The organism is Cupriavidus necator A5-1, assembly GCF_000744095.1.
In the GTDB taxonomy this organism is placed as follows: domain Bacteria; phylum Pseudomonadota; class Gammaproteobacteria; order Burkholderiales; family Burkholderiaceae; genus Cupriavidus; species Cupriavidus necator_A.
The window spans coordinates 488,463-502,315 of the sequence record NZ_JQLI01000001.1 but is presented as its reverse complement, the minus strand read 5'-3'; the positions used below and the strand labels follow the sequence as shown (position 1 = coordinate 502,315).

Genomic DNA, 13,853 nt, shown 5'->3' with positions numbered 1-13,853 from the left:
CACAGACTGTTATACCGAGTGATGCTGCCTATCATCGCTGGACCTCATATCCTTGGCTGTTCGACGAACCGGTTCTGCCCTCCGAGTCGGTCAGTTCCGGGCGTTTGGCAACGGTTGGGACCGTGATCAGTACCGCCTCAGCGACGCGTCGCAAAGCCTGCAACAAGCCGTGCACGCTCCGGTATTCCTGCATGCCAATACGGCCAACAAGCGTGACCTGCATCCCCAAGGCGATGGCTATTTTCAGCATGTGCATCGGTCACCTCCGCGCCTGGATGTGGGCAATTTCGGCAAATCGTGTCGAGCGCTTAAGCGGCGCCCGGCGGTGGCTTGGCATCGATTCCGCTTGCCAGGCAACAATGCCTGCTGTTGTCCTTTAAAACGCGCCTAGTCCAAAGTGCGCGACGGTCTCTTGGGCGCGGGAGGAAAGACGCTCCACGAGCGGTCTTCGTGGCGGAAGAAGAAGATTTTTAGCGCGTCGCCCGTGCGAGTTACCTCGAAGCAGACATAGCGGCATGAAGACGACTCAGCCCACGGGGATCGCGTAAGCCGATAAGCGTTTCCCGTGGCGAGAACAAACCATTTGTCGATGAGCCAACGCAACGACTGTCCGCCCGCACCCATTTCTGCCTCCTGATGCCCCATCCTCGGGGATCGCTCAACCGCTGGTTTGCCCTCGTCGTCGACCGAGACCCGTTGCCAGCGACCAAACGCAAATGTGTCGCACGACTAATTATTAGTGTACGAATGACGAATACACAAGCAGAAATTGCTAGAGGGGAAACCGGCATACACTACGCTCCATGGACGTTTGGATGTAAGTATCCTGTTACATAGTGCGAATCAACTACTATTTTTAAGTCGTCTGACTTATACTTTTGCGAGGGCGGGCTGTAGGCCGAAATCCACCAGAAGCGATCCCGCATCGAACGACCTGCGATGAAAGATCTGAAATTCACATCTGACGGAATCCGAGGAGCTAATCCTGTTCCTGAGCCCAAACGTCGTGGGAATCGCACGACACGCGTCCCCGAAATTCTTGAGGTGGCGATCAGCGTATTTGCGGCCGAAGGTTATGTCGGATTCACCCAACGCCGCATTGCGAACGACGCAGGGATTCAGCTGAGAACGCTTCAGCATTACTTCGGCACTCACGAGCAGCTCTTGAGAAGCGCCATCCAGGAACTGGCTCGGCGCTACATCGCCGGGTACCGGGAGTTGGCAAAAGACAATGCTCGATCGCCCGAAGACCGCCTCGAGCGCATCGTCGACCAACTATTTGACCTACTGACAGGCCCCCAAATAAACGCTGGTGCCTTTGCCCTTCATTGCTGGAGCCTGGCCGAGCACAAACCTTTCGTACACGACCTGATGGCCGAGATCCAGAGCGAACTCATCGACCTGTTCGCGGGCCTCGTTGCGAAGCTCAACCCGTCACTCCCATCCGCTGAGTGCGCGTTGCGTGCAGAGCTGATTGTTTCGCATCTGCATGGTCTGGTCGTCTTTATCCGCCTGCGCGAGAACAATGTGGCCGATTTGGGTGCCTTTCGAATCGCCACAAAGGCTGTGTGGAAAGCGTTGAGCAAAGCCCCTCATTAAAGACCTGGTGTTCTGTCCCGAAAGAAACATTATTAAAGATAAGGGGTCAGATGGTCACTGCCTTTGAGAGTAGTGACCATGGGACGACCAGGAATCAAGGTGGAAGCGTCAGCCGGTGAACGAGAGCAACCCGCCTCAATGAGCCGTTCACGATCGCTGCCTCACTCGCTGGTGCGCCGAGCGAAGCTCATACTGATGGTGGCTGACGGTCATCCCAATTTAGAGATTGCAGCGCAGTGTGGGGTGACGCCACCTGCGGTGACTTTCTGGAAGAAGCGATTTGTGGCACATGGACTGACCGGCTTGCACGATCAGGCCGAGTCGGGGCGACCTCATACCCATGACGATGAAGCGGTGGCCGAATTGCTGAGCAAGGCCCTACATGAGAAGCCGCGTGGTTCCACACATTGGAGCGTGCGCACCGCGGCCGAGGACACAGGCATCTCCAAGAGCTCGGTGGCGCGATACTTCGCCCTATTTGGCGTACAACCGCATCGCGCCAAGAGCTTCAGGCTGTCGAGCGATCCGTACTTCGTGGAGAATGTACGCGACATAGTCGGCTTGTATCTCAGCCCGCCTACGAACGCATTGGTCTTGGCCGTGGACGAGAAGAGCCAGTGCCAGGCGCTCGAGCGCACACAACCCGTACTACCAATGGGTCTGGCTACGTAGAGAGCGTCACGCATGATTACATTCGTCACGACACTACGACGCTGTTCGCTGCGTTGAACGCCGCCACTGGCGAAATCATTGCGCAGTGCAAGCCGCGACACCGGCACCAGGAGCTCATCTCGTTTCTCAACCACATTGATAAGGCCGTTCCGGCAGCACTGTATGTGCACATGATCTTGGACAACTACGCGACTCACAAGCATCCCACGGTCAAGGCATGGCTGGATAAACGCCTGCGCTATCACATGCACTTCACGCCGACGTACTCGAGCTGGATCAACCAGGTCGAGCGCTGGTTCGGGTTGATCACGCAGCAGGCTATCCGCCGCGGATCGTCTGAAAGCGTGCGCCAACTGGTCCTGCAAATCCAGCGCTACGTCGAGCACTACAACGTTCACAAGCGCCCCTTTGTCTGGACTGTATCGATTCGATCCTCGCCAAAATCGAGCGCCTATATAAAGTTATTTCTGGGACGCAACATCAGCAGAGATGGCCCAGGTGATCGTCACGATCCTGCAGCCGTACATGCAGCCGGATAACTTATTAAACCTATTTACGGGATGTTGTCCTAGTCGCGCGTTTTCGCTCGTTCGATAGTCATGTTTGTGGGCATCATGTTCCCATTGGCGTTGTGCATGACCCACAGTGAACCGGCGACGATGATGGCGATAAGCAGGCCACTACATAAAAAGATAGCGGTGTTCTCGCGCTGGTCCCGCGATGTGCCCAAGTGCAGGAAGAAGACGAGCTGCACGATCAACTGAGCGACGCACAACACCACAATGACGACCAACGCCTTCCCCTGTGGCAACCGGCCCGACATCACGGCGGCAAATGACGCGAAGGTGAGCGCCAGCGATAGCACGAAGCCACTCAGATAGCCCTTCAGGCTCCCGTGCGACGTCGACGCGGTCCCGAAAGCATGCAAATGATCGTTGCTCATACAAACTCACGAAGATAGACGAAGGTAAACACGCAGATCCAGACCAGATCCAGGAAGTGCCAGAACAAGCTCAGGCAGGCCAGCCTGCGACGGGTCACGCCATCCAGTCCGAAGCGACTGACCTGATGCATCATGACCGCCATCCACAACAGGCCCAGGGTGACGTGAATCCCGTGCGTGCCGATGAGGGAGAAATACGAGGACAGAAATGCGCTCACCCCAGGCCCCGCCCCCTTGTGCAGCAGCTCGCTGAATTCATGCAGCTCCATGCCGATGAATGCAGCGCCAAGGATGAACGTGATGCGAAGCCAGCGCACTACGCTGTCCTGGCACCCGTCTTGCATCGACAGCATGGCCACGCCGAAAGTAAAGCTGCTGAACAGCAGCAACATTGTCTCCCCGAGCACGAACGCCAGGCTGAATAGTTCCCGACCACCGGGCCCGCCAGCCGTGTTGGCCACCAGGACGCCGAAGGTGGCAAAGAGCACCGCAAACATCAGGCAGTCGCCCATCAGGTAGATCCAGAACCCAAGGGTCGTCTTCGCGCTGTCGTCGTGCCGATCGTGGGCGAGGTGCTCACCAAGGACGTGAGCGTCACGAGTCATTGGATGCGTCATGCTGCCACCTGGAGTTGCGCATAGCGCGCGCTTTCGAGCCGCTCAACCTCGGCGGCGGGAACAAAGTAGCCCACATCGCGGTTGTAGCTACGCACAATAAAGGTCCCGATTGCACCGACAAGACCAACGAACGCAACGAACCACATGTGCCAGACCAGGGCAAAACACAAAACCAGGCCGAACGCCGCGATGATGACGCCGGCAGCCGTGTTCTTCGGCAGGTGAATGGCCTCGTATCTGGCCGGGCGAACATAGGCCCGACCCGTTTCCTTATCGTCCCAGTGCTGCTCCAGCGAAGTGATTTTGGGTACATGGGCAAAGTTATAGAACGGCGCAGGCGAAGCCGTAGCCCATTCCAGGCTCCGGCCATCCCAAGGATCGCCGGTCAGGTCCTGGTTCTTCTTTCGGTCACGGACGCTGACGCCCAGTTGCACAATCAGCGCGAGAATGCCTGCACCGATAATTACGGCTCCGCACAGGGCGACGACCAGGTAAGGGTGCCAGTCCACGTTGGCATAATGATTCATCCGGCGTGTCATGCCCTTGAAGCCGAGCACATAGAGCGGCATGAACGCCAGGTAGAAACCCACCAGCCAGCACCAGAAGGAGACCTTGCCCCAGAATTCATTGAGCGTGAAGCCGAACACCTTCGGGAACCAGAAGTTCAATGCGGCCAGCAAGCCAAACAGCACGCCGCCGATGATGACGTTGTGGAAGTGGGCAATCAGGAACAGGCTGTTATGCAGCACGAAGTCGGCGCCAGGGACCGCCAGCAACACCCCCGTCATCCCCCCTATCGCAAACGTGACCATGAAGCCAATGGTCCACAACGTTGACGAGTGGTAACGGATCCGCCCGCGGTACATCGTGAACAGCCAGTTGAACAGCTTCACGCCGGTCGGGATGGAGATAATGGACGTCATGATGCCGAAGAAGGCATTGACATTCGCACCCGATCCCATGGTGAAGAAGTGGTGCAGCCAGACGCAGAAGGACAGAACGCCAATGGAGCACGTGGCGTACACCATGGAACGGTAGCCGAACAGCGGCTTGCGCGAGAACGTGGCAATAATCTCCGAGAATGCGCCAAAGCAGGGAAGAATCAACACGTAGACCTCTGGGTGTCCCCAGATCCAGATGAGGTTGATGTACATCATTGCATTCCCACCGAGCTCATTGGTGAAGAAATGCATCCCGAGGTATCGGTCGGCCGCCAGCAGCGCAAGCGTCGCGGTCAGGACCGGGAAGATGGCGACAATCAGGATATTGGTGATCAGCGCCGTCCAGGTGAAAACCGGCATCTTCATCAGCGTCAGGCCTGGCGCTCGCATGCGCAAGATCGTGACGATAAAATTGATGCCAGTTAGTGTCGTCCCGAGACCTGATATCTGTAGCGACCATATGTAATAGTCAACGCCGACCGTTGGGCTATACCCGAGCTCCGATAACGGGGGGTAAGCCACCCAGCCGGTCGCAGCAAAATCCCCCACGAACATCGACAGCATCACGAGCACCACGCCGGCTGCCGACAACCAGAAGCTCAACGAGTTGACAAAGGGATAGGCGACGTCGCGGGCGCCGATCTGCAGCGGCACGATTACGTTCATCAGGCCAATGATGAACGGCGTGGCCACGAAGAAGATCATGATCACGCCGTGCGCGGTGAATATCTGGTCATAGTGGTGTGGCGGCAAGTAGCCAGCCGCATCGCCAAAGGCCATTGCCTGCTGCGTACGCATCATGATGGCATCGGAAAAGCCGCGAACCAGCATCACCAGCGCCAGGATGATGTACATCACGCCGATCTTCTTGTGGTCGACTGAGGTAATCCACTCGGTCCACAGGTACTTCCATTTTCCGAAGTAGGTGATGGCCCCGAGTAAGGCCGCGCCCGCCAGCAGGACGACTGCCAGCGTCCCCATGATGATGGGCTCATGGAGTGGGATGGCAGAAAGATTCAATTTTCCAAACATAGCTCAGCGCTCCATAGCCATTGCATGCGGGGCTCGCACGGTCTCCGGACTGTCCGCCCGGCAAATCTGCTCAGCACCATGCATGTACTTATCCACGACGTTTGCGAAGAGCGCGGGCGCGACGCTGGAATACAGCGTCACCGCGTCGCGGCTGCTGGGGCGCTCAAGCATGCGGTACGTCTTTTCATCCAGGGGTCGCGCAGACTGCTTCGCCTCCCGAATCCAGTTGTCGAACACCTCACGCGATGTGGCGACAGTTTTGAAGTGCATGTCGGAGAAACCCGACCCGCTGTAGGCCGCGGACTGGCCCAGGTACACGCCAGGCGCGTTTGCAACGAGATGGAGACGCGTCTGCATTCCGGCCATCGCATAAACCTGGCTGCCGAGCTGCGGAATGAAGAAAGAATTCATAATCGATTCCGCGGTCACTTTGAAGTCGATGGGCGTGTTGACCGGAATGGCGAGCTGGTTCAGCGAGGCGACGCCATACTGTGGGTAGATGAACAGCCACTTCCAGTTCAGTGCAACGACCTCAACCTCGACCGGTGCAACGTTCGACTCGATGGCTCGATAAGGATCGAGCTTGTGCGTGGTGTTCCAGATGAGAATGCCAAGGGAGGCCACGATGACACACGGAATGCCCCAGACCACCACTTCGATCCTGGTCGAGCGGGACCACTTGGGCGCATAGGTCGCCTTCAGGTTAGTGTCGCGATAACGCCAGGCGAAGTACAGCGTCAAAACGATGACAGGGATAACCACCATCAGCATCAAGACCAGCGCGATGATGATGAGCGACTTCTCCTGCTGCCCGATAATGCCTTGCGGGGAAAACAGTTCCATCGTGCAGCCATTGAGGAGAAGTATGGCCATCGTGCCGAAAGCCAGACCGCCTGGCCGGCGCGTGCCGAAGAATGCCTTGGAGGGAGCGTAGATGGGATCAGCAGCATCCATCGTAATGACCTCGACAGTGAATCTCTTGAGCCTCCGGCCGCGAAGATCACGGGCAGACCGGTACAGCTGGCTCGCATCGCTCAAGCCTGCGTTGTACTGTTCGGGATTGAAACCTGCTCCCGTCCACCTGTTTTATCCCCTTGCATCGGGACGGCGTACACATGGTCACTAACGCGGCAGCCATACGAGGGTAGGCGGCCAAGACACGCGTCGCAATCCAAGATTTATTGTAGATGGGCTCCCGCTAAGATCAGTTCCCTGCACACGCTCAGGAATACTCCGCTAAAGCATGCAGCCGCCAAGAATTAAGGTAATAAAGATCGTCGGCAGAATGCACCGCAGCCATGTCCCGAGTAGCATAAACATTTAGTGTCACAGCCCGGCACGCTCCAGTGATATGTAATAGCCCACCGTCTCCCCGCTAACTATCATCAAAGCCACGTAGGACACTGAAGCGCCGCCAGTTCGACGAGCGTTAGTGCGCGGTCCTTCAATTCCTCGCCGCATAGGCCAAAGCGTCACGCCCGCCTTCGCGCCTGTCAACTCTGTTTAGTTGCCACAAGGTCTGCAAACTATGATCTGGGAAAAGAAACTCGCGCAATGGGTGGCAGATGTAAGAACCACTGCAAACCTGCCAGCACGCCTTGTGCTGTGGGATGGCCAGCAGCATGACTTCGGCAGGTTCGCCGCGCCGCAGGTCACGCTGAAAGTGAACAGCGCGTCCGCGCTGCCCCTCCTTTTCGAACCGAGCCTCGACAATCTGGGCGAGGCGTATGTGAAGGGCAAGATCGACATCGAAGGCAAGCTGTCGGACATCATCAGCATCGGATATTCGCTTGCGCGTAGCACGGCAACGAAGGCGAGCAAGCTCGCTCGCGTGCGGCGCTATTTCAATCACTCGAAAACGTCGGACAAGAAGGCGATCCAATATCACTACGACGTCTCGAACGAGTTCTACAAGCTGTGGCTCGACGAGAACCTGGTGTACTCGTGCGCGTACTTCGAGAACGGCGGCGAAGACCTCGCCACCGCGCAGATAAAGAAGATCGATCACATCCTCACGAAGATCCAGGTGCAACCGGGTCAGCGTCTGCTCGATATCGGCTGCGGCTGGGGCGCCCTCGTGCTGCGCGCGGCGAAGAAGTTCGGCGCAGAGTGCGTGGGCGTGACGCTGTCGCAGAACCAGTTCGATGTCGCGACGCAGCGCGTGAAGGCGGAAGGACTCGAAGGCCAGATCGAGATCCGTCTACAGGACTATCGCGATGTCGGAGGCCAGTTCGACCGCATCACGAGCGTCGGCATGTTCGAGCACGTGGGCCGCAAGAATCTGCCCTCGTACTTCCAGAAGATCCGCGACCTGCTCACGGATGACGGCATCGCGATGAATCACGGCATCACGTCGACGGATTACGACAGCGGCGAAACGGCGCTCGGCGGCGGCGAGTTCATCGACAAGTACGTTTTCCCCGACGGCGAGTTGCCGCACATCAGCTTCGCGCTCGAATCGATCCAGCGCGGCGGGCTCGAAGCTATCGACGTCGAAAGCCTGCGCCGTCACTATGCTCACACGCTCAACATCTGGGTCGCGAACTTCGAAGCGAAAGCGGAACAAGCGAGGAAGCTCGTCGACGACGAGAAGTACCGCATCTGGCGCGTGTACCTCGCGGGTTGCGCATATGCGTTCGAGAACGACGATGTGTCCATCTATCAGGTGGTGTGCCGCAAGGCGGGACGCAGCGCAAAGAATTTGCCGTGGTCGCGGCGATATATGTACGGTGGCCACTGAGCGACATGTTTACCCCTTCCGCGCTCACGCGGTGGCAACTCTTATATGGACCGGCGTAACCGTACGCAGGTCGTGATTTCGACACCCTTTGCCGCGAATTGTTCGCCTACAACTGGAGGTCCCCATGTCTGAAGCAGTAAGGAAACCGAGGCCGGAATTCCGAAACATCGGTATCGGGCAAATATTGACTGCCTACCGCCTGCCACTGGCGGGCCGTGTGTCGATCCTGCATCGCCTGAGCGGTGCCCTGCTGTTCGTCTTCTTGCCGTTCCTGCTCTATCTGTTCGAGCGGAGTCTGACTTCCACAGTTACCTTCGGAGTCTTCAAGGCTGTCCTTGCAAACCTCGTCGTGAAGGTTGTCGTACTCGTATTGACGTGGGCGTTCCTCTTGCACTTCTGCGCCGGCCTCCGGTATTTGCTGATGGACACGCACCGTGCGGTCTCGAAAGAGGACGGCAAGAGGACGGCGGCCATCGTGGCGATCGTCTCATCGCTCCTCACGCTCGCTTTCGCACTCAAACTATTTGGAGCCTTCTAAATGGCAGTCCATCATCAAATCGGTCCGAAGCGGCTCGTCGTCGGTGCTCACTACGGACTGCGCGACTGGCTCGCCCAGCGCATCACGGCCACCATCATGGCGATCTACACGGTCATCCTGCTCGTGTGGTTCTTCGGCGCACAGCAATTTTCATATGACGGATGGGCGTCGATCTTCGCGACGCAGTGGATGAAGCTCGCCACTTTCGTCACGCTGCTGTCGCTGTTCTATCACGCCTGGGTCGGCGTCCGCGACATCTGGATGGACTACGTCAAGCCCGTCAGTCTCCGTCTGCTTCTTCAAACGCTGTCGATCGTCTGGCTGCTCGCGTGTGCCGGCTACGCTGCGCAGATTCTCTGGAGAGTGTAATGACTGCAATCAGGAATGCTCTGCCGCGTCGCCGCTTCGACGTGGTCATCGTCGGCGCAGGCGGCTCTGGGATGCGCGCATCGCTGCAACTCGCGCGCGCCGGTCTGTCGGTCTGCGTGCTGTCGAAGGTCTTCCCGACGCGTTCGCACACGGTTGCGGCGCAAGGCGGCATCGGCGCGTCGCTCGGCAACATGAGCGAAGACAACTGGCATTACCACTTCTACGACACCATCAAGGGCTCTGACTGGCTCGGTGACCAGGACGCGATCGAGTTCATGTGCCGTGAAGCGCCGAATGCGGTCTATGAACTGGAACACTTCGGTATGCCGTTTGACCGCAATGCGGACGGCACGATCTATCAGCGCCCGTTCGGCGGCCACACCGCGAACTATGGCGAAAAACCGGTGCAACGCGCTTGCGCGGCGGCTGACCGTACCGGTCACGCGCTCTTGCATACGCTGTATCAGCAGAACATCGCGGCGAGGACCACATTCTTCGTCGAATGGATGGCGCTGGACCTGATCCGCGACGCCGACGGCGATGTGCTTGGCGTGACCGCGATGGAGATGGAAACGGGCGACGTCTACATCCTCCAAGGCAAGACGACGCTGTTCGCAACGGGTGGTGCTGGCCGGATCTTTGCGGCCTCCACCAACGCGTTCATCAACACCGGTGACGGCCTCGGCATGGCTGCACGTTCGGGTATCGCATTGCAAGACATGGAGTTCTGGCAATTTCACCCTACGGGTGTGGCGGGCGCAGGCGTGCTGATCACGGAAGGCGTGCGCGGCGAAGGCGGCATTCTGCGCAACGCGGACGGTGAGCGCTTCATGGAACGCTACGCGCCGACGCTGAAGGATCTGGCGCCGCGCGACTTCGTGTCACGGTCGATGGGGCAAGAAATCATCGAAGGCCGGGGCGTCGGTCCGAACAAGGATCACATCCTGCTCGATCTGTCGCACATCGGTGCCGAGACGATCATGAAGCGTCTTCCTTCGATCCGCGAAATCGCCCAACGCTTCGCGAACGTTGATCCCGTCAAATGGCCGATTCCGGTCGTGCCGACCATTCACTATCAGATGGGGGGCATCCCGACCAACATTCATGGCCAGGTGGTCGGCACGTCGAAGGGCCACAAGGATCCGGTCAACGGTTTCTACGCCGTCGGCGAATGCTCGTGCGTATCGGTCCATGGCGCGAACCGCCTCGGCACGAACTCGCTGCTCGACCTTGTGGTGTTCGGCCGCGCAGCCGGCAACCACATCATCAAGCACGTGAAGGAAATCAAGGAACACAAGCCTCTGCCGGCCGATGCCGCCGATTTCGCGCTGTCGCGCCTGAACAAACTGGAGAAGTCATCGTCGGGCGAATACACGCAAGCGGTCGCAGGCGACATTCGCTCGACGATGCAAAAGCATGCTGGTGTGTTTCGCACTGAGGAGCTGATGACTGAAGGCGTCAGGAAGATCAAGGAAGTGGCCGAGCGCGTCAATGATGTGCACATGAAGGACAAGTCAAAGGTGTTCAACACCGCGCGCGTCGAAGCGCTGGAACTGGCCAACATGATCGAGGTGGCGCGCGCCACGATGGTTTCGGCCGAAGCGCGTAAGGAAAGCCGCGGCGCACACGCGCCGAGCGAGTACAAGCAACGCGACGACGAAAACTGGCTGCGTCACACGCTGTGGTACAGCGAAGGCGATCGCCTCGACTACAAGCCGGTTCAAATGCAACCGCTGACCGTTGCAACGGTTCCGCCGAAACCACGTACCTTCTAGGCGCCATTCCCGGACTTAAAGGAAAAACGACCATGGCAACACGTACCTTCGAGATCTATCGCTACGACCCGGATAAGGACGCAGCGCCACACATGCAGACGTATGAGATCGAAATTGACTCACACGAACGGATGCTGCTCGACGCGATCGTCAAGCTGAAGGCTGTCGATGAAACGCTGGCGTTCCGGCGCTCGTGCCGTGAAGGGGTGTGTGGGTCGGACGCGATGAACATCAACGGCAAGAACGGTCTGGCGTGTTTAACGAACATGAACGATCTTCCGCAAAAAATCGTACTGCGACCGCTCCCTGGCCTGCCCGTCATTCGCGACCTGATTGTCGATATGACGCACTTCTTCCACCAGTATCACTCGATCAAGCCATACCTGATCAACGACACGCCGCCGCCGGAGAAAGAGCGCCTGCAGTCACCGGAAGAGCGCGACGAGCTCGACGGCCTGTACGAGTGCATTCTGTGCGCGAGCTGTTCGACCTCGTGCCCGAGCTTCTGGTGGAACCCGGACAAGTTCGTCGGCCCCGCTGGCCTGCTGCAAGCCTATCGCTTTATCGCGGACAGCCGTGACCAAGCGACCGGCGAGCGTCTCGATAATCTCGAAGACCCGTACCGCCTGTTCCGTTGCCATTCCATCATGAACTGCGTCGATGTGTGCCCGAAGGGCCTCAATCCGACGAAGGCCATCGGCAAGATCAAGGAACTCATGGTACGCGGTAAGGTTTGACATGAACGACACCTCACATCAATCCGATCCGCTGCGCCGCGCGCGACTTCGCTGGCGTGCCCGACGTGGCCTGCTGGAAAACGATCTGATCATCGAACGTTTTTTTTGCCGTTATGAACGAGATCTCAACGATGCCGATGTGGAAGCACTCACACGCCTGTTCGAACTTAGTGACAACGACCTGATGGACTTACTGCTCGCGCGCAGGGAACCAGGTGGCGACATTGCCGACCCGAACCTCGTTCGGGTGCTCGCGCTGCTGCGTTCCGCCTGAGTACGTGTGTCGGTGTCTGGTGGCTAAGCCGGTGGACCGCCACTGGGCATCTTGAACCAGTAGCCTGCCCCGGATCGCTTCATATGGCACGGCATGGCCACACCTCAAATGAAGGACAAGAGACGATGGACAACTTTCGCACGGAGGTCGACAGCCTCGGGGAAGTCAGGGTTCCCGCTGACAAGCTTTGGGGAGCCCAGACCCAGCGCTCGATCGAGCATTTCAGCATTGGCCGTGAATTGATGCCACGCGAATTGATTACTGCCTATGCCTTTCTCAAGAAGGCGGCGGCCAACGCAAACCACGCCGGAAGACGTCTCGACGACCAGGCACATACGCTAATTATTCAGGTCTGCGACGAGATCCTGGCAGGACAGCATCACGACATGTTCCCGCTCCACGTCTGGATGACCGGCAGCGGCACCCAGTTCAACATGAACATGAATGAGGTGATCTCGAACCGCTGCTGCCAGCTCGCCGGCATCGCCGTCGGCAGCAAGGCACCGGTCCATCCGAACGATCACGTCAACATGTCGCAATCGTCGAACGACAGCTTTCCATCGGCGATGTACATCGCGGCGGCGGTTGGCGTGAAGCAGCGGCTTATCCCGGCCGTCACGGCGCTCCACGACGCCATCGCGGCCAAGGCAGCCGAGTGGCAGGACATCGTCAAGATCGGCCGCACCCACATGCAGGATGCGACACCGCTGACCTTGGGCCAGGAATGGTCGGGCTATGCCGGCATGCTCGCAGAGGATCTGGAGCATCTCGACGACGCGCTGAAGAGTGTCTATCGCCTGGCGCTCGGCGGCACGGCAGTCGGCACCGGCATCAACGCCGCCCCAGGGTTCGCAGAGGCAGCCGCGGCCGAGATCGCTAAGCTCACCAGCCTGCCGTTCGTGAGCGCGCCCAACAAGTTCACAGTGCAGGGTGCGCACGACGCGCTCATTCAGCTATCGGGCACGCTCCGGACGCTCGCCGCCTCACTTTACAAAATCGGCAACGACATCCGGCTCCTGGCCTGCGGTCCGCGCGCCGGCTTCGCCGAACTCCTGATCCCGGAGAATGAGCCAGGCTCATCGATCATGCCTGGCAAGGTGAATCCCACCCAGGCCGAAGCGTTGACGATGCTGGCGATCCAGGTCATGGCGAACGACGTGGCCGTTGGCTTCGGCGGCGCCGGCGGCTATCTGGAGATGAACGTCTATAAGCCGCTGATGATCGCGAACATCACGCAGTCGGTGACCCTGCTAACCGACGGCTGCACCAACTTCCGCAAGTTCCTAGTAGAAGGCACGCAGCCGAACCGCAAGAGGATCGCGGAGTACGTCGAGCGCTCGCTAATGCTGGTAACAGCGCTCGCGCCTGTCATCGGCTATGACAAGGCGTCGAAGATCGCTCACCACGCGATGGAGCAGGACCTGACGCTGAAGGAGGCGGCCCTCTCCCTCGGCTTCGTCAGCGAGGCGGAATTCGACCACGTGGTCGACCCGGCGAAGATGGTTAAACCCTACGTAGCGACCGCGTGATCTGATCCTTTGAATCTATCGCAGACGCGATGACGATGCCCGGCCGCGGTCGCCATCGGGTGGCCTGATCGCGGCTATAAAGGAAAA

13 protein-coding genes and 1 pseudogene are annotated in these 13,853 nt (G+C 58.6%); 9 read left to right on the top strand and 5 right to left on the bottom strand.

Annotation, left to right across the window (positions count from 1 at the left end):
• Nucleotides 1-31: 31 nt before the first annotated feature.
• Nucleotides 32-256, bottom strand: a complete 225-nt coding sequence (locus tag K307_RS02425; protein WP_042876088.1) for a hypothetical protein — start codon at nt 254-256, stop codon at nt 32-34.
• A gap of 683 nt (nt 257-939) precedes the next feature.
• On the opposite strand from K307_RS02425, the gene K307_RS02420 reads away from it, so the two are divergent.
• Together K307_RS02420 and K307_RS02415 are read left to right on the top strand one after the other, a co-directional pair.
• Entirely contained in the window at nt 940-1,599 is a 660-nt protein-coding gene (locus tag K307_RS02420; RefSeq protein ID WP_042876087.1) for a TetR/AcrR family transcriptional regulator, read from the top strand.
• A 72-nt stretch (nt 1,600-1,671) separates the two neighbouring features.
• Nucleotides 1,672-2,773 (top strand): annotated as a pseudogene (locus K307_RS02415) (IS630 family transposase).
• Nucleotides 2,774-2,839: 66 nt separating this feature from the next.
• Here the strand turns inward: K307_RS02415 and cyoD are convergent.
• Genes cyoD through cyoA form a run of 4 tightly spaced genes read right to left on the bottom strand, consistent with a single transcriptional unit; the run spans nt 2,840 to nt 6,758 of the window.
• Nucleotides 2,840-3,214: a cytochrome o ubiquinol oxidase subunit IV gene (cyoD, locus tag K307_RS02410; protein ID WP_042876086.1), complete on the bottom strand. Its 375-nt coding sequence runs from the start codon at nt 3,212-3,214 to the stop codon at nt 2,840-2,842.
• Nucleotides 3,211-3,831 carry a cytochrome o ubiquinol oxidase subunit III gene (cyoC, locus tag K307_RS02405; protein WP_051974579.1) on the bottom strand — a complete coding sequence of 207 codons (621 nt, stop codon included), beginning with the start codon at nt 3,829-3,831 and terminating at the stop codon, nt 3,211-3,213. The genes cyoD and cyoC overlap by 4 nt, the downstream gene beginning before the upstream one ends.
• A complete protein-coding gene (cyoB, locus tag K307_RS02400; protein ID WP_042876084.1) occupies nt 3,828-5,804 on the bottom strand; it encodes a cytochrome o ubiquinol oxidase subunit I in 1,977 nt (658 codons plus the stop codon). Before cyoB ends, cyoC begins: the two co-directional genes overlap by 4 nt.
• A gap of 3 nt (nt 5,805-5,807) precedes the next feature.
• Complete coding sequence (cyoA, locus tag K307_RS02395; RefSeq protein WP_080745093.1) at nt 5,808-6,758, bottom strand: ubiquinol oxidase subunit II; 951 nt, start codon at nt 6,756-6,758, stop codon at nt 5,808-5,810.
• 574 nt (nt 6,759-7,332) lie between these two features.
• Between cyoA and K307_RS02390 the strand changes: the two genes are divergently transcribed.
• The 7 genes from K307_RS02390 to fumC all read left to right on the top strand — a co-directional run bounded on the left by K307_RS02390 (nt 7,333) and on the right by fumC (nt 13,766).
• Nucleotides 7,333-8,544, top strand: a complete 1,212-nt coding sequence (locus K307_RS02390; protein WP_042876082.1) for an SAM-dependent methyltransferase — start codon at nt 7,333-7,335, stop codon at nt 8,542-8,544.
• 124 nt (nt 8,545-8,668) lie between these two features.
• Complete coding sequence (gene sdhC / locus K307_RS02385) at nt 8,669-9,082, top strand: succinate dehydrogenase, cytochrome b556 subunit (RefSeq protein ID WP_042876081.1); 414 nt, start codon at nt 8,669-8,671, stop codon at nt 9,080-9,082.
• Complete coding sequence (gene sdhD, locus K307_RS02380; protein WP_042876079.1) at nt 9,083-9,451, top strand: succinate dehydrogenase, hydrophobic membrane anchor protein; 369 nt, start codon at nt 9,083-9,085, stop codon at nt 9,449-9,451.
• Nucleotides 9,451-11,226 (top strand): succinate dehydrogenase flavoprotein subunit, encoded by a 1,776-nt coding sequence (gene sdhA, locus K307_RS02375; protein ID WP_042876077.1) that lies wholly within the window; start codon nt 9,451-9,453, stop codon nt 11,224-11,226. The genes sdhD and sdhA overlap by 1 nt, the downstream gene beginning before the upstream one ends.
• Nucleotides 11,227-11,258: 32 nt before the next feature.
• Nucleotides 11,259-11,963, top strand: a complete 705-nt coding sequence (locus K307_RS02370) for a succinate dehydrogenase iron-sulfur subunit (protein WP_042876075.1) — start codon at nt 11,259-11,261, stop codon at nt 11,961-11,963.
• A gap of 1 nt (nt 11,964) precedes the next feature.
• Complete coding sequence (locus K307_RS02365; RefSeq protein WP_042876073.1) at nt 11,965-12,237, top strand: succinate dehydrogenase assembly factor 2; 273 nt, start codon at nt 11,965-11,967, stop codon at nt 12,235-12,237.
• A gap of 125 nt (nt 12,238-12,362) precedes the next feature.
• Nucleotides 12,363-13,766 (top strand): class II fumarate hydratase, encoded by a 1,404-nt coding sequence (gene fumC, locus K307_RS02360; protein WP_042876072.1) that lies wholly within the window; start codon nt 12,363-12,365, stop codon nt 13,764-13,766.
• Nucleotides 13,767-13,853: the final 87 nt, after the last annotated feature.